General features: G+C 68.2%; 18 protein-coding genes. 7 read left to right on the plus strand and 11 right to left on the minus strand.

The window, feature by feature from the left end:
* Positions 1–3: 3 nt before the first annotated feature.
* The 4 genes from GPY60_RS12110 to GPY60_RS12125 form a co-directional block, all read right to left on the minus strand.
* Positions 4–846 carry an MlaE family ABC transporter permease gene (locus GPY60_RS12110; RefSeq protein WP_156687916.1) on the minus strand — a complete coding sequence of 281 codons (843 nt, stop codon included), beginning with the start codon at positions 844–846 and terminating at the stop codon, positions 4–6.
* 19 nt (positions 847–865) lie between these two features.
* Complete coding sequence (locus GPY60_RS12115; protein ID WP_156687917.1) at positions 866–1,630, minus strand: MlaE family ABC transporter permease; 765 nt, start codon at positions 1,628–1,630, stop codon at positions 866–868.
* A gap of 235 nt (positions 1,631–1,865) precedes the next feature.
* Positions 1,866–2,780 carry a 3-oxoacyl-ACP reductase gene (locus tag GPY60_RS12120; RefSeq protein WP_156687918.1) on the minus strand — a complete coding sequence of 305 codons (915 nt, stop codon included), beginning with the start codon at positions 2,778–2,780 and terminating at the stop codon, positions 1,866–1,868.
* Positions 2,781–2,813: 33 nt separating this feature from the next.
* On the minus strand, positions 2,814–3,005 hold the full coding sequence (locus tag GPY60_RS12125; protein ID WP_156687982.1) for a ferredoxin: 192 nt from the start codon (positions 3,003–3,005) through the stop codon (positions 2,814–2,816).
* A 181-nt stretch (positions 3,006–3,186) separates the two neighbouring features.
* Here GPY60_RS12125 and GPY60_RS12130 point away from each other — a divergent pair, with 181 nt between their 5' ends.
* From GPY60_RS12130 to GPY60_RS12145, 4 genes are all read left to right on the plus strand, one after another.
* Positions 3,187–4,368, plus strand: coding sequence for an acyl-CoA dehydrogenase (locus GPY60_RS12130; protein WP_156687919.1), 1,182 nt, complete (start codon positions 3,187–3,189; stop codon positions 4,366–4,368).
* A gap of 30 nt (positions 4,369–4,398) precedes the next feature.
* The gene (locus GPY60_RS12135) at positions 4,399–5,496 is read left to right on the plus strand and encodes an acyl-CoA dehydrogenase family protein (protein ID WP_156687920.1); all 1,098 of its coding nucleotides are present in this window, start codon (positions 4,399–4,401) and stop codon (positions 5,494–5,496) included.
* 78 nt (positions 5,497–5,574) lie between these two features.
* The gene (gene fadD17 / locus GPY60_RS12140; protein ID WP_156687921.1) at positions 5,575–7,086 is read left to right on the plus strand and encodes a long-chain-fatty-acid--CoA ligase FadD17; all 1,512 of its coding nucleotides are present in this window, start codon (positions 5,575–5,577) and stop codon (positions 7,084–7,086) included.
* Between the two features lie 7 nt (positions 7,087–7,093).
* A complete protein-coding gene (locus GPY60_RS12145; protein WP_156687922.1) occupies positions 7,094–7,777 on the plus strand; it encodes a hypothetical protein in 684 nt (227 codons plus the stop codon).
* Here the strand turns inward: GPY60_RS12145 and GPY60_RS12150 are convergent.
* The 4 genes from GPY60_RS12150 to GPY60_RS12165 are packed head-to-tail and all read right to left on the minus strand — an operon-like array spanning position 7,763 to position 12,560.
* Entirely contained in the window at positions 7,763–9,313 is a 1,551-nt protein-coding gene (locus tag GPY60_RS12150; protein WP_156687923.1) for an acetolactate synthase large subunit, read from the minus strand. The genes GPY60_RS12145 and GPY60_RS12150 overlap by 15 nt on opposite strands.
* Entirely contained in the window at positions 9,310–10,134 is an 825-nt protein-coding gene (locus GPY60_RS12155) for an amidohydrolase family protein (RefSeq protein WP_156687924.1), read from the minus strand. Before GPY60_RS12155 ends, GPY60_RS12150 begins: the two co-directional genes overlap by 4 nt.
* A gap of 27 nt (positions 10,135–10,161) precedes the next feature.
* Positions 10,162–10,929 (minus strand): fructosamine kinase family protein, encoded by a 768-nt coding sequence (locus GPY60_RS12160; protein WP_156687925.1) that lies wholly within the window; start codon positions 10,927–10,929, stop codon positions 10,162–10,164.
* Positions 10,926–12,560 carry an acyl-CoA synthetase gene (locus tag GPY60_RS12165; protein WP_370462708.1) on the minus strand — a complete coding sequence of 545 codons (1,635 nt, stop codon included), beginning with the start codon at positions 12,558–12,560 and terminating at the stop codon, positions 10,926–10,928. Before GPY60_RS12165 ends, GPY60_RS12160 begins: the two co-directional genes overlap by 4 nt.
* On the opposite strand from GPY60_RS12165, the gene GPY60_RS12170 reads away from it, so the two are divergent.
* Positions 12,547–13,428, plus strand: coding sequence for a crotonase/enoyl-CoA hydratase family protein (locus tag GPY60_RS12170; RefSeq protein WP_370462709.1), 882 nt, complete (start codon positions 12,547–12,549; stop codon positions 13,426–13,428). The two genes, GPY60_RS12165 and GPY60_RS12170, sit on opposite strands and share 14 nt — an antisense overlap.
* Positions 13,429–13,540: 112 nt before the next feature.
* The gene (locus GPY60_RS12175) at positions 13,541–14,401 is read left to right on the plus strand and encodes a hypothetical protein (RefSeq protein WP_156687928.1); all 861 of its coding nucleotides are present in this window, start codon (positions 13,541–13,543) and stop codon (positions 14,399–14,401) included.
* Between the two features lie 38 nt (positions 14,402–14,439).
* On the opposite strand, the gene GPY60_RS12180 is transcribed toward GPY60_RS12175, so the two are convergent.
* The 3 genes from GPY60_RS12180 to GPY60_RS12190 all read right to left on the minus strand — a co-directional run bounded on the left by GPY60_RS12180 (position 14,440) and on the right by GPY60_RS12190 (position 17,501).
* Positions 14,440–15,633 (minus strand): cytochrome P450, encoded by a 1,194-nt coding sequence (locus GPY60_RS12180; protein ID WP_370462710.1) that lies wholly within the window; start codon positions 15,631–15,633, stop codon positions 14,440–14,442.
* On the minus strand, positions 15,630–16,346 hold the full coding sequence (locus GPY60_RS12185) for an acetoacetate decarboxylase family protein (protein WP_156687929.1): 717 nt from the start codon (positions 16,344–16,346) through the stop codon (positions 15,630–15,632). Before GPY60_RS12185 ends, GPY60_RS12180 begins: the two co-directional genes overlap by 4 nt.
* A 123-nt stretch (positions 16,347–16,469) precedes the next feature.
* Positions 16,470–17,501, minus strand: a complete 1,032-nt coding sequence (locus GPY60_RS12190) for an LLM class F420-dependent oxidoreductase (protein WP_156687930.1) — start codon at positions 17,499–17,501, stop codon at positions 16,470–16,472.
* 67 nt (positions 17,502–17,568) lie between these two features.
* Between GPY60_RS12190 and GPY60_RS12195 the strand changes: the two genes are divergently transcribed.
* Positions 17,569–18,564 carry a Zn-ribbon domain-containing OB-fold protein gene (locus GPY60_RS12195; RefSeq protein WP_156687931.1) on the plus strand — a complete coding sequence of 332 codons (996 nt, stop codon included), beginning with the start codon at positions 17,569–17,571 and terminating at the stop codon, positions 18,562–18,564.
* Positions 18,565–18,579 lie beyond the last annotated feature (15 nt).

Raw genomic sequence — 18,579 nt, forward strand, 5'->3', positions numbered from 1 at the left:
CCCTTATCCGGAGAGGTTGAAGTTACCGGACGCCCCGTAAACAGCGAGCGAGATGAACAAAGTAATGACGACGACGACGATCAGCGAGGTCCGCACCGCCTGGCCCACCGCGATGCCCACGCCGATCGGGCCGCCGCTGGCGTTGTAGCCGTAATAGGTGTGCACCAGCATCACCGCGATGGACATCACGATGGCCTGCAGGAACGACCACAGGAGGTCGGAGGGTATGAGGAAGGTATTGAAGTAATGGTCGTAGAGGCCCTTGGACTGCCCGTTGATGTACACCGTGGTGAACCGCGCCGCGAAGAACGCCGCGAGCACCGACAGCGAGTACAGCGGGATGATCGCGACGAGCCCGGCGATGAGCCGCGTGGAAACCAGATACGAGACCGAATGAACCGCCATGCATTCCACGGCGTCGATCTCCTCCGACACCCGCATGGCCCCCAGTTGTGCGGTCGCGCCGGCGCCGATCGTGGCGGCCAGCGCGATGCCCGCGATCACCGGAGCGACCACCCTGACGTTCAGGAACGCCGACAGGAATCCCGTCAGCGCCTCGATGCCGATGTTGCCCAGCGACGAGTAGCCCTGCACGGCAATGACTCCGCCGGAGGCGAGGGTGAGGAAGGCCGCGACCCCGACCGTGCCGCCGATCATGACGAGCGCCCCCGCGCCGAGCGTCATCTCGGCGATGTTGCGGATCGTCTCCTTGCGATACCGGGTCAGCGCGTTGGGGACGTACCGGATCGTCTCGCCGAAGAACAGCGCCTGCTCACCGAAGTCGTCGACGGGGCCCTGCAGCCGGGAGAAGACGTTGCGGAGCCGGTAGGTGAGGTCGTAGCTCATCGCGGGCCCCCTTCCGCCGTCACTTGGCCGTGACCCGCACGCCGATGGCCGTCATCACCACGTTGATGACGAAGAGGCAGATGAACGCGTAGACGACGGTCTCGTTGACGGCGTTCCCCACCCCCTTGGGCCCACCCTTGACGGTCAGGCCGCGATAACACCCGACCAGCCCGGCCATCACGCCGAACAGCAGCGCCTTGACCTCGGCGAGGACCAGCTCTTTCAACCCGGTCAGAACGGTGAGCCCGTTGATGAACGCGCCGGGGTTGACCCCTTGGAGGAAGACGGAGAAGACGTAGCCGCCCGAGAGGCCGATCGCGCAGACGAGGCCGTTGAGCAACAGCGCGACGACGGTGGACGCCAGCACGCGGGGCACGACGTGCCGTTGGATCGGGTCGATGCCGAGCACCCGCATCGCGTCTATCTCTTCGCGGATCGTGCGGGCACCCAGGTCGGCGCAGATGGCGGTGGCTCCGGCGCCGGCCACGACGAGCACCGTCACCACCGGGCCGAGCTGGGTGATCGTGCCGAACGCCGTTCCGGCGCCGGACAGGTCGGCGGCGCCGATCTCGCGCAACAGGATGTTCAGGGTGAATGCCACGAGGACGGTGAACGGGATGGACACCAGCAACGTCGGCACCAGGGACACCCGGGCGATCATCCACGTCTGTTCCAGGAACTCGCCGAACTGGAACGGCCGGCGGAATGCCGCACGGCCGGTGTCAATCATCATTTCGAAGAACCCGCCAACAGCGCGGGCGGGGACGGCAAGCTGTTGAATCAACCTCGCAGCCCCCTCTGCTGCTCACGGCGAAGCCTATGGGTCGCCTTTGCGTTGTCATCGGTCACACTCGGCTCGCTGTGAGCCGGATCATATTAACTCAGAAGAAGTTCATGGTGTCAACGAACTGCTTATCTCTGTCTTAAACGTTAATTTTGCTGGTCAGACCCATTCTTTCGTTATAAAACTGACACCCGTTCCACGTCACATATCCCCCCGGTTATGTTTCATAGAATTGCTATTGTTCCATCAGTCCGACGGCGGAGAAGTTTTTCTCCGGGTCGCGGCCAGCAAAGTATTTCTGCAATGTCGAGCTCAGTTGCGCCGCCTCCCAGGCCGCCCCGTCCGCGCTGAATCTCTGCTCGGCGGTGGGCGCCGCGACCAGCGTCACCTGAGGACCGTAGACGATGAACACCTGGCCGTTGACCTCGGCGGCAGCCGGGGAGCACAAAAACTGCACCAGCGTGACCACGTGGTCGGGCGACAACGGGTCGATCTCCCCCGCCGCCGCTTCCGGCTGCGCCCCGAAGACGTCGGCCGTCATCGCGGTGCGGGCCCGGGGGCAGATGGCGTTGGCGCAGACGCCGTAGCGGCCCAGAGCCCGGGCGGCCGAGAGCGTGAGGGCGATGATGCCCGCCTTGGCCGCGCCGTAGTTGGCCTGACCCACCGGGCCCACCAGCCCCGCCTCCGAGGAGGTGTTGACGATGCGCCCGAAGATCGATCCACCAGCGTCCTTGGCCTTGCCGCGCCAGTAGGTGGCCGCGTTGCGAGTCAACAGGAAGTGGCCGCGCAGATGCACGGCGATCACCTGGTCCCATTCCTCGTCGGACATGTTGAACAGCATCCGGTCGCGGGTGATCCCGGCGTTGTTGACCACGACGTCGAGCCCGCCCAGTCCGTCGGCGGTGGCGATGAGTTCGTCGGCCGTCGAGCGCTGACTGATGTCGCCGGCCACCGCGATCGCCTTGGAACCGGCCGCGTTGATCTCGTCGATGACGTCGGACGCGTTCAGCGCGGCCTCGATGTCGTTGACCACGACGGTCGCGCCGAGCCGGGCAAGGCCCAGGGCCTCGGCGCGCCCCAGTCCCGCGGCCGCGCCGGTCACCACCGCGACCTTTCCGGAAAGATCGGTCGCGTTCGTGCTGCTAGTCAATTTATGAATACCTCTAGTTGACGGTGACGGGTTCTAGTCCTGGCGCTGCAGCGCGGCCCGCGGGCATTCCGCGATCGCCTGCTCCGCCAGCTGCTCCTGGTCGGGGGGAACGGGGTCGAGCTTCACGACGGCGTAGTCCTCGTCGTCCAGGTCGAAGATGTCCGGCGCGATGCCTAGGCACACGGCGTTACCTTCACACCGATCACGATCCACGATCACCCGCACAGCACCCTCCTCGTAGCTGGCCGTCAATTCGAGCACCTGTCCCGTCAGCGCGTAGGTACACCATAGGGCCCCGATGCCTCCAGGGGAACGGTCGCTGGATTCCCAGACTAGAACGTGTTACAACCGGGGAAGCGAACGGGTCGCGCCGCTGCTCGCGGCAACGAATCGAAGGACGGCTGACATGCGCATCAGTTACACCCCCGAACAGGAGGAGCTGCGTCGCGAGCTGCGGTCGTACTTCAGCACCCTGATGACCCCGGAGCGCCGAGAGGCGCTGAGCTCGACCCAGGGCGAGATCGGCACCGGCAACGCGTATCGCGAGGTCGTTTCGCAGATGGGCAAGGACGGGTGGCTCACCCTCAACTGGCCCGAGGAGTACGGCGGGCAGGACCGCTCGCCGATGGACTCGCTGATCTTCACCGACGAGGCGGCCGTCGCGGGCGTGCCCGTGCCGTTCCTGACGATCAACAGCGTGGCGCCGACGATCATGGCGTACGGCAGCGACGAGCAGAAGAAGTTCTTCCTGCCGCGCATTGCTGCGGGGGATCTCCACTTCTCCATCGGCTACTCCGAGCCCGGCGCCGGGACCGACCTGGCCAACTTGCGCACGAGCGCGGTGCGCGACGGCGACGACTACGTCGTCAACGGCCAGAAGATGTGGACCAGCCTGATCCAGTACGCCGACTACGTCTGGTTGGCGGTGCGCACCAACCCCGAGGCGAAGAAGCACCGCGGCATCTCGGTGCTGATCGTGCCGACCACCGCGGAGGGCTTCTCGTGGACGCCGGTGCACACCATGGCCGGTCCCGACACCAGCGCCACGTACTACACCGACGTGCGGGTGCCGGTGAGCAACAGGGTGGGCGAGGAGAACGGCGGCTGGAAGCTGGTGACCAACCAGCTCAACCACGAGCGCGTCGCGCTGGTGTCGTCGGCGCCGATCTTCGTGGCGCTGCGCGAGGTTCGCGAATGGGCGCAGAACACCAAGGACGCCGGTGGGTCCCGGCTGATCGACTCCGAATGGGTGCAGCTGAACCTGGCCCGGGTGCACGCGAAGGCCGAGGTGTTGAAGTTGATCAACTGGGAACTCGCGTCCTCTCAGGGTGATTCGCTCGGCCCGGCGGATGCGTCGGCGGCCAAGGTCTTCGGCACCGAGTTGGCCACCGAGGCCTACCGGCTGCTGATGGAGGTGCTGGGCACCTCGGCGACGGTGCGCCAGGATTCGCCGGGCGCGTTGCTGCGCGGCCGGGTCGAGCGCATGCACCGGGCCTGCCTGATCCTGACCTTCGGCGGCGGCACCAACGAAGTGCAGCGCGACATCATCGGGATGGTCGCGCTGGGACTCCCCCGAGCCAACCGCTGAGCCCCTTCTCTCTTCAAGGACATCGAACCCATGGATTTCACCACCACCGAAGCGGCAAACGACCTCGGGAGCCTGGTCGACACCATCGTCGACGCGGTGTGCACGCCGGAGCACCAGCGCGAACTCGACAAACTCGACCAACGGTTCGACCGTGAGTTGTGGCGCAAGCTGGTCGACGCCGACATCCTCACCAGCGCCTCGCCTTCGTCGCTGGGTGGCGACGGCTTCGGGGTCCTCGAGCAGGTGGCCGTGTTGGTGGCCCTCGGCCACCAACTGGCCGCGGTGCCCTACCTGGACTCTGTGGTCCTGGGCGCGGGCGCGTTGGCCCGGTTCGGTTCTGAGGAGTTGCAGCAGGGTTGGGGCGCGCCCGCGGTGGCCGGCGAGAAGATCCTCGCCGTCGCGCTGCTGGGCGAGATGGGTGAGGGACCGGTGCAGGCGGCCCGCGCCGGCGCCGGCTACCGCCTGACGGGCAGCCGCACCCAGATCGGCTACGGCCCCGTGGCGGACGCATTCCTTGTCCCGGCCGAGACGGATTCCGGGACAACGGTTTTCCTGGTCGCCGCCGATGACCCGGGGGTGTCGGTGACGGCGATGGAGACGACGGGCCTGGGCAGTGTGGGGCACCTCGTCCTCGAGGGCACGGAGGTCGACGGCGGCCGGGCGGTCGGCGGCGCCGAGGTCGTCCTATGGCTCGACACGCTTGCGGCGCTGGGCCGCAGCGCATTTCAGTTGGGCGTCCTGGAACGGGGCCTGCAACTGACGGCCGAGTACGCGCGCACCCGCGAGCAATTCGACCGCCCGATCGGCAGCTTCCAGGCCGTGGCGCAGCGGCTGGCCGACGGGTACATCGACGTCAAGGGGTTGCGGCTGACGCTCACCCAGGCGGCCTGGCGCGTCTCGGAAGACATCCCCGCCGAGATCGACGTCGCCAGTGCGGCGTTCTGGGCCGCCGACGCCGGCCACCGAGTGGCGCACACGATCGTGCACGTGCACGGCGGTGTCGGTGTCGACACCGACCACCCGGTGCACCGCTACTTCCTTGCCGCCAAGGATGCGGAGTTCGCTCTCGGCGGCGCCACCGGGCAGCTGCGCCGCATCGGCCGTGAACTGGCGGAAACGCCCGCCTGATCGCTCGAACGTGAAGCTAGCCGCACACTCGAGCCCGAACGTGAAGCCAGCCGCACATTCGCGACGACGGGGACGTGGATGCTCGACCCGACCGACCTGACCGTCACCCAGCTCCTGGTGCCGCTGGCCGAAATCGACGATCGCGGTGTCTATTTCGAGGACTCGTTCACCAGCTGGCGTGATCACCTGCGGCATGGCGCAGCGATAGCGGCGGCGCTGCGCGCCCGCCTCGACCCGTCCCGGCCCCCACACGTCGGCGTGCTGCTGGAGAACACCCCGTTCTTCTCGGCGATGCTGGCGGCGGCCGGGATGTCCGGCATCGTGCCCGTCGGCCTCAACCCGGTGCGGCGCGGCGCCGCGCTGGAACGCGACATCGCCCGCGCCGATTGCCAATTGGTGCTGGCCGACACCAATTCGGCCGCCCCGCTCGGCGACATCGACCACGTGAACGTCGATTCGCCGGACTGGGCGGCCGAGGTGGACGCGCATCGGGACGCCCAACCGTCATTCCAGTCCGCGTCGCCCGCCGACCTGTTCATGCTCATCTTCACGTCGGGCACCAGCGGCGACCCGAAGGCGGTGAAGTGCAGCCACGGCAAGGTGGCGGTCGCCGGCGTGACCATGACGCAGCGGTTCGGCCTCGGCCGCGACGATGTCTGCTACGTGTCGATGCCGCTGTTTCATTCCAACGCGGTGCTGGTCGGCTGGTCGGTGGCGGCGGCGTGCCGGGGCTCGATGGCGTTGCGGCGCAAGTTCTCCGCGTCGAACTTTCTGCCCGACATCCGCCGCTACGGCGCCACCTATGCGAACTACGTGGGCAAGCCCTTGTCGTACGTGCTGGCCACCCCGGAGCGCCCGGACGACGCGGACAACCCGTTACGGGCGGTCTACGGCAACGAGGGCGTGCCGAGCGACATCGACCGCTTCGCGCGCCGGTTCGGCTGCGTCGTGCAGGACGGCTTCGGGTCCACCGAAGGGGGCGTCGCGATCGCCCGCACGCCCGATACCCCGCCGGGCGCGCTGGGCCCGCTGCCCGAAGGCATCGAGATCATCGACCCCGACACCGGCGACCCGTGTCCCGCGGGCGTGGTGGGCGAGCTGGTGAATGTCGCCGGCCCGGGGCGCTTCGAGGGCTATTACAACGACGAGGCTGCCGAGGCGGAGCGGATGGCCGGCGGCGTATACCACAGCGGTGACCTCGCCTACCGCGATGACGCCGGCTACGCGTATTTTGCCGGACGGCTTGGTGATTGGATGCGCGTCGACGGGGAGAACCTGGGCTCGGCGCCAATCGAGCGAGTCCTGCTGCGCCACCCCGACGTGGCCGAGGTCGCGGTGTATCCCGTGCCCGACGCAAGAGTCGGCGACCAGGTGATGGCCGCGCTGGTGCTGAGGCCGGGCGCGGAGTTCGACGCCGACGCGTTCCGCGCCTTCCTGGCCGGGCAGCCCGATCTCGGGCCCAAGCAGTGGCCGGCGCACGTGCGGGTCAGTGCCCAGATGCCGCGCACGGCAACCTTCAAGGTGCTGAAGCGTCAGCTGTCGGCGGAGGGTGTGGATTGCGGCGACCCCGTCTGGCCGATTCGCCGATAGCGCCGCGATGGATGTCTCGCTGGAGGAGAGCTTCGGCCGGCTCCGCGCCGGGGTGCGGGCCACCATCGGCGTCGCGGTCGCCGGGCCGGGCGGCGTGCGGTCCTTCGGCGACTGGACCACCGGGGTCGCCTGGTCGACCATCAAGGTTCCCCTGGCGATCGCGGCGGTGCGCGCCGAACCCGCGCTTGCCGGACCGTTGTTGACCAGCGTCATCACCGAATCCGACAACGCGGCCTCCGAAGCGTTGTGGCGACTGCTGGGCCCACCGGTCGACGCCGCTCGCCACGTGCGGGCCGTCATCGAGGATGCGGGCGACTCGGAGACCGCGGTCGAATCACGGCGGCTGCGTGACGGATTCACGCCGTTCGGCCAGACGCAGTGGCCGCTGGTCAGGCAGGCGGCTTTCGCCGCGCGGTTGCCGTCCGTGCGCGGTGCCGGCACGGTGGTCGAGCTGATGCATCGCGTGGTCGCCGCGCAACGCTGGGGCCTGGCCGCGAGGAACTTCGCGGCCAAGGGCGGTTGGGGTCCCGGGTTGCGCGGCGACTACCTGGTCCGCCAATTCGGGGTCGTGCCCACCGGTTCCGGGGACGTGGGGGTGGCGCTCGCCGCGCAGGCCGAGTCGTTCGAGGCCGGGGTCGAGATCGTCGGCGCCATCGCCGACTGGACGGCGGACCACCTAGCCGAACAGTGACGGCACCACCGCGTCGATCAGGTGCGGCCCGGCCTCGGTCAGCCCCCAGCGCAGCGCGTCGGCGAATTCCTCGGCGGTGGTGACGCGGCGCGCGGGCACGCCCATGCCCTCCGAGATCTTCACGAAGTCCATCGACGGTCGCGACAGGTCAAGCAGGTCAAGGGCTTTGGGTCCCGGAGCCGCCCCAACCCCGACGCGCTGCAGCTCGACGCGCAGAATGTCGTACGCGTTGTTGTCGTAGAGCACCGTCGTCACGTTGAGGTTCTCGCGGGCCTGCGTCCACAACCCGGAGATGGTGTACATCGCGGACCCGTCCGATTCCAGGCAGAGCACCGGGCGGTCGGGGGCGGCCACGGCGGCGCCCACCGCGGCGGGAATGCCGTAGCCGATCGCCCCGCCGGTCAGCGTCAGCCAGTCATGCGCCGGCGACCCCGCGGTTGCCCCGGGAAGCAGCAGGCCCGACGTGTTCGACTCGTCGACCACGATCGCCCCTTCGGGCAGCAACGCCCCGATCGCCGCGGCCACGGACGCGGAAGTCAGTGCGCCCGTCGGGAGTTCGGGGCGCGACGCGGGCGCCAAGGGCGCTTCGGTCCCCGGCGCGACCTCGTCGGCCACCGTGAGGAGGGCGGCCTGCGCGCCGCTGTGCTCGGCCAGCACGTGCACCTCGCAGCCCGCCGGCACCAGGTCACTGGGCATGTCGGGGTAGGCGAAGAACGACACCGGCGACTTCGCGCCGGCCAGGATCAGGTGCTTGGCGCCGTCGAGTTGGGCCGTGGCGGCCTCGGCGAAGTACGCGAGCCGTTCGATGGCCGGCACGCCGGCGCCGCGCTCCAGTCGCGTCGGGAACGTCTCGCACAGCAGCCGGGCGCCCGTCGCCTGCGCGATCCGCGCGGCCGCCGCCAGACCCGGGCCGCGGGTTGCGTCCCCGCCCACCAGGATCACGGTGGGTTCCCCGGAGCGCAGCACCTCCACCACGTCGAGGGCGAGCGTCGGGTCGGCCTCCGGCGGCCGCCAGGGTGGCGTGTCGGCGGGTTGCGCCCCGTCGGTCCACGAGACGTCGGCGGGCAGGATCAGCGTCGAGACCTTCAGGCCGGCCCGGCTGGCCGCGATCGCCGCGGCAGCGTCGGAGCCGACTTCGGCCGTCTCGGTCGTCCTGTGCAGCCATCCTGAGACGCTGCCGGCGAGCGCGTCGATGTCGGATTCCAGTGGGGCGTCGTATTTCTTGTGATAGGTGGCGTGGTCGCCGACGACCACCACCATCGGCACCCGCGCGCGGCGTGCGTTGTGCAGGTTGGCCAGCCCGTTGCCCAGGCCCGGGCCCAGGTGCAGCAGGACCGCCGCCGGCCGGTCGGCGATGCGGGCGTAGCCGTCGGCCGCGCCGGTGGCGACGCCCTCGAATAGGGTGAGCACGCCGCGCATTCGGGGCACGGAGTCCAGCGCCGCGACGAAGTGCATCTCCGATGTGCCCGGGTTGGCGAAACACACGTCGACGCCGCCGTCGACCAGGGTGTCCAGCAGGGCCTGAGCACCGTTCACTTGGTTTCCTCCAGTCCGAAAACTCGCTCTGCGTTGCGGTACAGAAAGGCGTCGCGGGTCGCGTCGTCGAGCCCGAGCTCATCCAAGCCGGCGAGCGCGTGCGCGTGCGCGATCATCGGGTAGTTCGTGCCGAACAGCACCTTGCGTTGTCCCGTCGAGGTTTTCATGAACCGGACGAGCTCGTCCGGCAGCCTTCTGATCGTGTAGGCGGAGGTGTCGATGTAGACGTTCTCGTGCTTGCGCGCCACCGCGACCATCTCCTCGGTCCACGGGTAGCCGACGTGCCCGCACACGATCACCAACTCGGGGAAGTCGAGGGCCACCTGGTCGATGTAGGGGATCGGGCGGCCGGTCTCCGACGGCCGCAGCGGCCCGGTGTGACCGACCTGCGTGCAGAACGGCACCCGGGACTCCACGCATTGGGCGAACAGCGGGTAATAGCGACGGTCGGTGGGCGGCGCGCCCCACAGCCAGGGCACCACCCGCAGGCCCACGAAGCCCTCGGCGAGCCATCGCCGCAGTTCGCGGACGGCGTCCATCGGCCGGTCCAGATCGACGGCAGCCAGACCGGCAAATCGGTTCGGATGCAGGCGAACCCACTCGGCGACCTCGTCGTTGGACACCAGGTCCTGACCGTTCGGGCCGCGCCACGCGCTGAGCAGCCCGAAGCCGACGCCGCCGGCGTCCATGGCCGCGAGCGTGACCTCGATCGGGACGTCACCCTCGGGGATGGACCCGCCCGTCCACCGCCGCAGGGACGCCAGCATGTCGCTGCGCAGGAATCGCGCGGTCGGATGCTGCATCCACACGTCGATCGTCATCGCGATCGACTGTATGCCACCGTCGGATCAAGCGGCCAGCGCGGCGCGGGCGGCTGTGTGCGTCTGCCGCGCGTAACCGCCGCCGAACAGCACGACGTGCGCGAGCAGCGGGAAGAGCTGGTGCAGCCCGATGCGGTCGCGCCAGCCGGGCCTCAGCGGCCGTACCCGCTCGTATCCGGCCACGACCGCCTCGTAGTGCGGGCAGCCGAACAGCGCGAGCATGGCGAGGTCGGTCTCGCGGTGGCCGGCGTGCGCGGCGGGATCGATCAGCACCACCCCGTCGGGGGTCCACATCACGTTCCCGCTCCACAGGTCGCCGTGCAGCCGCGCCGGCGGGTTGTTGTCGTCGAAATCACCTGAGCGGCAACGCTTCATGACCGACTCGATAGCGGCCCGGGTCGGGGCGTCGAGCCTGGGCGACGCCAGCTCGGCCATCGGGGCCAGCCGCTCCTCGGCGTAGAACTCGCCCCAGCTCGGGTGGGCGTTCAGCGACATCGGCAGGGGCTGCGACAGCGGCCCGAAGAACCCGGGGCCGCCCCATCCGTCGGGACCCGCGCCGAATGCCGGCGCGCCCGCGTCGTGGGTCACCGCGAGGTGCGCGCCGAACGCGCGCGCCGCCTCGGCCGTCGGGCTTACCGAGCGCAATCGCCCGAGGGTCAGGCTCGTCGCGTCGACGGCGACGACCTCGGCGCAGCGCACGCCGCCCTCGACACCGGCGAGCCAGCGCAATCCCGCTGCCTCCCAGGCGAAGTAGCCGTCCGGGGCGCCCGGGTTCTGCTTGACGAAATCGGTCAAGCGCTCACATGGGCGGCATGCACGTCGTCCGCGGGCCTTGCCTCGGTCTGTTCCTTGGCCCAGCGGTAGTCGGGCTTGCCGGCCGGCGAGCGCTTCACCTCGTCGACGAGCCAAAGGCTGCGTGGCACTTTGTATCCCGCGATCTCCGAGCGCACGAAGCGGTCCAGTTCGGCGAGCAACGGCCGCGCGCCCGGCCGGGGCTGCACGACGGCGGCGACGTGCTGGCCGTAGCGGGGGTCGGGCACGCCGACCACCAGCGCGTCGAAGACGTCGGGATGGCCCTTCAGCGCGGCCTCGACCTCTTCGGGGTAGATCTTCTCGCCGCCGCTGTTGATCGACACCGAGCCGCGGCCCAGCATGGTGACCGTCCCGTCCTCCTCCACCAGGGCGTAATCGCCCGGGATCGCGTACCGCACCCCGTTGAAGGTCTTGAACGTCTCGGCGGTCTTCTTCTCGTCCTTGTAGTAGCCGACGGGAATGTTGCCCTTCTTGGCGATGAGGCCGCGCACGCCCGAGCCGGGCTTGACCTCGTTGCCCTCCTCGTCGAGCACGACGGTGCGGTGGTCGATCGTCACGCGCGGCCCGCCGCTGTGCGGCGCGTCCTTGGCGACGATGCTGGTGCCCCCGAAGCCCGTCTCCGAGGAACCGATCGAGTCGGTGATGACGCGGTTCGGCAGCAACTCGAGCAGCTTCTCCTTGATGCTCGGCGAGAACAGCGCCGCCGTGCTGGCCAACAGGAACAGCGACGAGAGGTCGTAGTCGTGGTCGCGGTCCAGTGCGTCGAGCAGCGGCCGCGCCATCGCGTCGCCGGTGAAGAACAGCAGGTTCACCTTGTGCTTGTGGATCGTGCGCCACACCTCTTCGGCGTTGAATTCCGGTGCGAGCACGGTGGTTTGGCCGGAGAAGATCGACATCCAGGTGGCCGACTGGGTGGCGCCATGGATCATGGGCGGAATCGGATAACGGATCATCGGCGGGTTGGCGGTCGCCCCCTTGGCCAGGTCGTACTCGTCCTTGACGAATTCGCCTGTGGCAAAGTCGGTTCCACCCAACAGCACCCGGTAGATGTCCTCGTGGCGCCACATGACGCCCTTCGGGAAGCCGGTGGTGCCGCCGGTGTAGAGCAGGTAGATGTCGTCGGCACTGCGCTCGCCGAAGTCGCGCTCTGGTGACCCCTGGGCGATCGCGTCGTAGAACGAGACGCCGCCGTAGCGCTGGAAGTCCTTGTCGCTGCCGTCCTCGATCACCAGGATCGTCTTGACGTTGGGGGTGTCCGGCAGGACGTTCGCCACCCGGTCGGCGTACTGGCGCTCGTGCACCAGCGCCACCATGTCGGAGTTGTCGAACAGGTAGCGAAGCTCGCCCTCGACGTAGCGGTAGTTGACGTTGACCAGGATGGCGCCCGCCTTGACGATCCCCAGCATCGCGATGACGATTTCGATGCGGTTGCGGCAGTAGATCCCGACCTTGTCGTCCTTCTTCACGCCCTGATCGATCAGGTAGTGCGCGAGGCGGTTGGCCTTCTCCTCCAATTCGGCGTAGGTCAACTTCTCGTCGCCGCAGATGAGGGCAACACGGTCAGGCACAGCGTCGATGGCGTGCTCGGCAAGGTCGGCAATGTTCAGGGCCACGAACCCCAAATTAGAACGTGTTACATTTCTTGACAAGTTCCAGGAGAAAGGCGGCGCCGTGAGCGAGTCCGAGAACCAGCCCTCAGAGGCGGATGCGCTCGTGGAGCAGCGCGGCCACACTCTGATCGTCACGCTGAACCGGCCGCACGCCCGCAACGCCCTGAGCACCGAAATGATGGAAATCATGGTGCAGGCCTGGGATCGCGTCGACAACGACGACGACATCCGCTGCTGCATCCTCACCGGGGCCGGCGGCTACTTCTGCGCCGGCATGGACCTCAAGGCGGCAACGAAACGGCCACCTGGTGAATCTTTTAAGGACGGCAGCTACGACCCGTCGCGAATCGACGCGCTGCTCAAGGGCCGCCGCCTGACCAAGCCGTTGATCGCGGCCGTCGAGGGCCCCGCGATCGCGGGCGGCACCGAGATTTTGCAGGGCACCGACATCCGGGTCGCCGGCGAGAGCGCCAAGTTCGGCATCTCGGAGGCCAAGTGGAGCCTGTACCCGATGGGCGGGTCGGCCGTGCGGCTGGTTCGGCAGATCCCGTACACGGTCGCATGCGACCTGCTGCTGACCGGGCGGCACATCACGGCGGCCGAGGCCAAGGAGATCGGGCTGATCGGGTATCTCGTGCCCGACGGTCAGGCCCTGACCAAGGCGCTCGAGATCGCCGAGCTGATCGAGAACAACGGACCGTTGGCCGTCCAGGCCATCCTGCGGGCGATCCGCGAGACCGAGGGTCTCAACGAGAACGACGCGTTCAAGATAGACACCCAGATCGGCATCAAGGTGTTCCTCTCCGACGACGCCAAGGAAGGGCCGCGGGCGTTCGCGGAGAAGCGCAAGCCGGAGTTCAAGAACAGGTAGTCGGTTCACCTTCTTGCGCCGAACGTGCATTCCTTGTGCATTCTCGGCCGATTTCTCGCGCTGAGTGCACGCTCGGCGAAGGTGTCGGTACCCCACGCCACACTCGGCTGCCATGGAACCGTTCATCGGGAGCGAGGCCGTCGCCTCCGGCATCGTCACGCCGTACGCCCTGCGCCGGCGTTTCGTCGCGATTCATCCCGACGTCTACATACCGGCCGGTGTGGATCTCACCGCTCGATCCCGCGCCAGCGCCGCCTGGTTGTGGTCGAGGCGGCGCGGCATCGTCGCAGGGCAGTCCGCGTCGGCGTTGCACGGCGCCAAGTGGGTCGACGATCGCACACCGGCGGTCCTGCTTTACGACTATCGCCGTCCGCCGGACAACATCATCACTTGGTCGGATCGCGTGACCGAGGACGAGGTGACCTCAATTGAAGGCATCCCCGTGACCACGCCGGCGCGAACCGCCTTCGACCTCGCTTGCCGAACGCCGACGTCGACCGCGGTTGCGGCCATCGACGCGCTGTTGCGCGCAACAAAATTTGACGTGGCCGAAGCTCTTTCGCTCACCCAGCGGCGCAAGGGACATCGCCACGTCAGGCGCGCGCGGCGCGCCCTGACCCTCGTCGACGCGGGCGCCCAATCGCCTCGAGAGACCTGGCTGCGGCTGCTGGTCATCGAGGCCGGTTATCCGCGACCACGGACACAGATCCCGGTCTACGGCGAATACGGGGAACTCGTTGCCGTCCTCGACATGGGCTGGGAGGACGTCAAAATTGCGCTCGAGTACGAGGGCGACCATCATCGGATTGATCGCCGGCAATTTCGGAGAGACATCGCCCGCTTCGAGGCGCTGCCAGACCTCGGCTGGATCACGATTCGGGTGAGCGCCGGCGACACGCAGGGCGGCATCCTGGCGCGCCTGGCCACAACTTGGGCGCGCCGAACGTGCACTCAGCGTCGAAAAACCGCGTGAATCTCGCGCTCAGTACACGCTCGACGACGCAGGGGCCTCTAGCCCACCGGGGCGGTGGGGGTGAACACCACCGGCATGGACTCCAGGCCGCTGACGAAGTTCGCCGGGCGCAGCGGCAGATCCGCGTCCGAGGCCAGGCGCATGTCCGGAAGCCGCTGCAGAAGTCGTGACTGCATGATCGACATCTCGAGCCGGGCGAGCTGATTGCCGAGGCAGAAGTGCGTCCCGAAGCCGAACGCGAGGTGGCTGTTGGGGTAGCGCTCGATGTCGAAGCTCTCCGGGTCCTCGAAAACCTTCTCGTCGAAGTTGGCCGACTCGAACAGCAGAATCATTTTCTCGCCCTGGTGCAGCGGGGTGCCGTGGAAATCGGTGTCCGCGGTGATCGTGCGGGCCATGTTCTTCACCGGGGACGTCCAGCGCAGCATCTCTTCGATGGCGTTGGGCAGCAGCTTCAGGTCTTTGACCAGGCGCCGGTGCTGGTCCGGGTGCAAGAGGAGTTGCCGTGTCCCGCCGGAGAGCGTGTGCCGGGTGGTCTCGTCGCCGCCGATCAGCAGCAGCAGCACCTCGGTGACGATCTGGTGATCCTCCAGGCGTGAGCCCTCGACCTCGGCGTGCACGAGGACGCTCACCAGATCGTCGGTCGGTTGCTCCTTGCGGGCGGCGATCATGCCCATCATGTATTCGCTGTATGCGGCGAAGGCGTCCATGGTCACCTGGACATCGGCTTCGGCCGCCGTGCTGCTCAACGCGCCGACCAGGTCATCGGACCACTTGAGGAACATCGTGCGTTCCTCCGGAAGTACGCCCAGCATATCGCCGATGACGGCCATCGGCAGCGGGGCGGCCAGGTCCCATACGAAATCGCACGCGCCGCGCTCGCACACCGCGTCGATCAGCGTGTCACACAGCGAAAGAATCTTGGACTCCTGGTCTTTCACGCGTTTGCGGGTGAAGCCGGAATTGACGAGCTTGCGGCGCAAGAGATGCTGCGGGTCGTCCATCTCGATCATCATCTCGACACCCGGTTGGTCCGGCCGGATGCCGCCCGCGTTCGAGAACAATTCGGGATTGCGCTCGGCGTCGATCACCGATTGATAGGTCGAGGCGGCCGCCAACCCGTTGCGGTCGCGGAACACCGGCTCGTTCTCGCGCATCCAGCGGTAGACGGCGTGGGAGTCACCGGCGTAGAAGGTGCCGTCGGTGAGGTCGACGTCCGGCCTGGTCATGGTCATGAGATCTCCTTGGCGTCGCCGAACGTCATCTGTACGTGGTCCGCGGAGCTGGACACCATCGCGCGCTTCGGAAGTCCCAAGGAGGCAAGCTCTTTGGCGTAGGGGTGGTCGCCCAGCCGGACGCGCACCCCCCCGAATCGGGTGCGCACACCGTCCAACGTGAACTCGAACGGGGTCTCGCGCGTGACGCCGTCGCGGTGCGAGTAGCTGCGCTGCTCCTGGTGGCGGGGCGCCAGCCGGAACGGCAGCCCGCGGGCGAAGTCCATGCCGATCACCAACTGCCCGTCCACGCGGCACTCGAACCCGAACTGCCGGTCCTCGCGAACGGTGAAGTCCGCCATGACTTTCGGGTAGCCCCAGATCTTGGTTCCCGCCTCCAGCGTGAACTCCTGGTCAACGGGCAAGTGGTGGATGAAGGCGCCCGCCGACTGCAGCGCGCGCGGTCCGCTCGCGCTCGATCCCGGGGGGTTGACCATCACGCTGGTGCCCCATTCGTAGTACTGGCCGAGGTCCCCGTCGATGTAGTGCATCAGCATGAGCACCACGACCGCGCGGCCCGGCAGGTAGCGGCAGACCCGCAGACCGCTGTAGTCGATCAGCTGCTGGGCCGCGTCGGCGTCGACCGAGAACATCGCCATGTGCTGAGTCGCCTGACGGATCCTCACCGGCATGGTGAGCACCGTGCCCGCGATGGTGTGCTGCGAGGCAGTCATTCGGTCTCCTGTCCTCGTGGCGACCCGTCCCCCAACGTGCGCGGGGGTGCCCCCGGCGCCCGGCTTCGCCGCGTTTGCGATCGCCAGACTAGAACGCGTTCTATTCCTCCGGCAACACCCTGGTTAGGTCAGCGAGGCGAGTTCACGGATATGTCCCGCGTCGCGGCCGTTGACGACCATCATGGTGACGCCCGCGGCCTCCCACACCTTCACCTGCCGGCGCACGTAGTCGAGGTCGCCGGCGATCGCGGCGTCGTCGACCAACTCGTCGGGAATGACCTCCGCGGCCTTGTCCTTCTGGTTGCTGCGGAACAGCTTGGTCACGTCGTCGACCACCTCGGCGTAACCCATCCTGCGGTAGACGTCGGCGTGGAAGTTGGTGTCCTCGGCCCCCATCCCGCCCATGTACAGGGCCAGATACGGCTTCATGGCCGCGAACGCGGCGGCGCGGTCGTCGGTGACGACGATCGTCGCGGTCGCGCAGATCTCGAAGTCCTCGCGGCTCCGGCGCGCGCCGGGCCGGGCGAACCCCTCGTCGAGCCACGCGTTGTAGGTGTCGGCCATCCGCGGGGTGTAGAAGATGGGCAGCCAGCCGTCGCAGATCTCGGCGGCCAGCGCGACGTTCTTGGGGCCCTCGGCGCCGAGCATGATCGGGATGTCCGCGCGCAGGGGGTGGGTGATGGGCTTCAGGGGCTTGCCCAGCCCCGTCGTGTTCGGGCCGGACAGCGGCAGCGGGTAGTGCGGGCCGGCACTGGTCACCGGCTTCTCCCGGGCCCACACCTGCCGCACGATGTCGATGTATTCGCGGGTGCGCGCGAGCGGCTTGGGAAACGACTGGCCGTACCAGCCCTCGACCACCTGCGGCCCGGACACCCCCAGGCCCAGGATGTGCCGGCCGCCGGAGAGGTGGTCCAGGGTGAGCGCCGCCATCGCGCAGGCCGTCGGCGTGCGGGCGGACAGTTGGACCACCGACGTGCCGAGCCGCACCCGCCGCGTCGACGAGCCCCACCACGCCAGCGGCGTGTAGGCGTCGGATCCCCATGCCTCGGCGGTGAACACGGCGTCGAAGCCGGCCTCCTCGGCCGCGGCGACGAGTTCCGCGTGGTTTGCGGGCGGCTGCGCCCCCCAATAGCCGAGCTGTAAACCGAGCTTCATGACGTTCGCCCTCCCGGAGGCTGACCCGATGTTGAATCCGTACTTAGAACCTGTTCTACTCGATGGCGTGACAGCCAGCTCAAGCAGCCCGACCTTGACCGATCACTCCGAGCCGCCGCTCTCCGCGCCGCTGACGTTGTCCTTTGACTACACCCGTTCGGTCGGCCCGACGCTCGGGAAGTTCTTCACCGCTCTGCGTGACCGCCACGTCCTCGGCGTGCGTGGCTCGGATGGCCGAGTTCATGTCCCGCCGGCCGAATACGACCCCGTCACCTACGAGCCCCTCGGCGAGATGGTGCCGGTCTCGGCCGTCGGCACCGTGGCATCGTGGAGCTGGCAGCCCGAGCCGCTCGAGGGTCAGCCGCTGGACCGCCCGTTCGCCTGGGCGCTGATCAAGCTCGACGGCGCCGACACCCTGCTGATGCACGCCGTCGACGCCGGCAGCCCCGATGCCATCCACATCGGCAGCCGGGTGCACGTGCACTGGGCCGACGAGCCGGTCGGGGCGATCACCGACATCGCCTACTTCGCGCTCGGCGACCAGGCCGAGCCGGTCGCGGAATCCTCTGGGACCGAACGGGATCCGGTGACCATGATCGTCACGCCGATCTCGATGACCATTCAGCACACCGCCTCCCACGAGGAGAGCGCCTACCTGCGGGCGATCGCCGAGGGCAAGCTGCTAGGGGCGCGCACCGGCGCGCAAGGGAAGGTGTACTTCCCGCCCCACGGCGCGGACCCGGCGACCGGCCAGCCGACCACCGAGTTCGTCGAACTGCCGGACAAGGGCACGGTGACGACGTTCGCCATCATCAACATCCCGTTCCAGGGCCAGCGCATCAAGCCGCCCTACGTGGCGGCCTACGTGCTGCTCGACGGAGCCGACATCCCGTTCCTGCACCTGGTCGCCGACGTCGACGCGCACGAGGTGCGGATGGGCATGCGCGTCGAGGCGGTGTGGAAGCCCCAGGACGAGTGGGGTTTTGGCATCGACAACATCGAGTACTTCCGGCCGACGGGCGAACCCGACGCCGACTACGACACCTACAAGCACCACCTGTAAAGGGCACATTCATCA

Source organism: Mycobacterium sp. Marseille-P9652 (assembly GCF_902652685.1).
GTDB lineage: Bacteria > Actinomycetota > Actinomycetes > Mycobacteriales > Mycobacteriaceae > Mycobacterium.

Coding starts and splice junctions, on each gene's coding strand:
- GPY60_RS12155 (WP_156687924.1), bottom strand. CDS start 10,134: ATGACGATCGACGTGTGGATGCAGCATCCGACCGCGCGATTCCTGCGC.
- fadD17 (WP_156687921.1), top strand. CDS start 5,575: ATGCTCGACCCGACCGACCTGACCGTCACCCAGCTCCTGGTGCCGCTG.
- GPY60_RS12175 (WP_156687928.1), top strand. CDS start 13,541: ATGGAACCGTTCATCGGGAGCGAGGCCGTCGCCTCCGGCATCGTCACG.
- GPY60_RS12185 (WP_156687929.1), bottom strand. CDS start 16,346: ATGACTGCCTCGCAGCACACCATCGCGGGCACGGTGCTCACCATGCCG.
- GPY60_RS12190 (WP_156687930.1), bottom strand. CDS start 17,501: ATGAAGCTCGGTTTACAGCTCGGCTATTGGGGGGCGCAGCCGCCCGCA.
- GPY60_RS12130 (WP_156687919.1), top strand. CDS start 3,187: ATGCGCATCAGTTACACCCCCGAACAGGAGGAGCTGCGTCGCGAGCTG.
- GPY60_RS12180 (WP_370462710.1), bottom strand. CDS start 15,633: ATGACCATGACCAGGCCGGACGTCGACCTCACCGACGGCACCTTCTAC.
- GPY60_RS12110 (WP_156687916.1), bottom strand. CDS start 846: ATGAGCTACGACCTCACCTACCGGCTCCGCAACGTCTTCTCCCGGCTG.
- GPY60_RS12145 (WP_156687922.1), top strand. CDS start 7,094: ATGGATGTCTCGCTGGAGGAGAGCTTCGGCCGGCTCCGCGCCGGGGTG.
- GPY60_RS12135 (WP_156687920.1), top strand. CDS start 4,399: ATGGATTTCACCACCACCGAAGCGGCAAACGACCTCGGGAGCCTGGTC.
- GPY60_RS12170 (WP_370462709.1), top strand. CDS start 12,547: ATGTTCAGGGCCACGAACCCCAAATTAGAACGTGTTACATTTCTTGAC.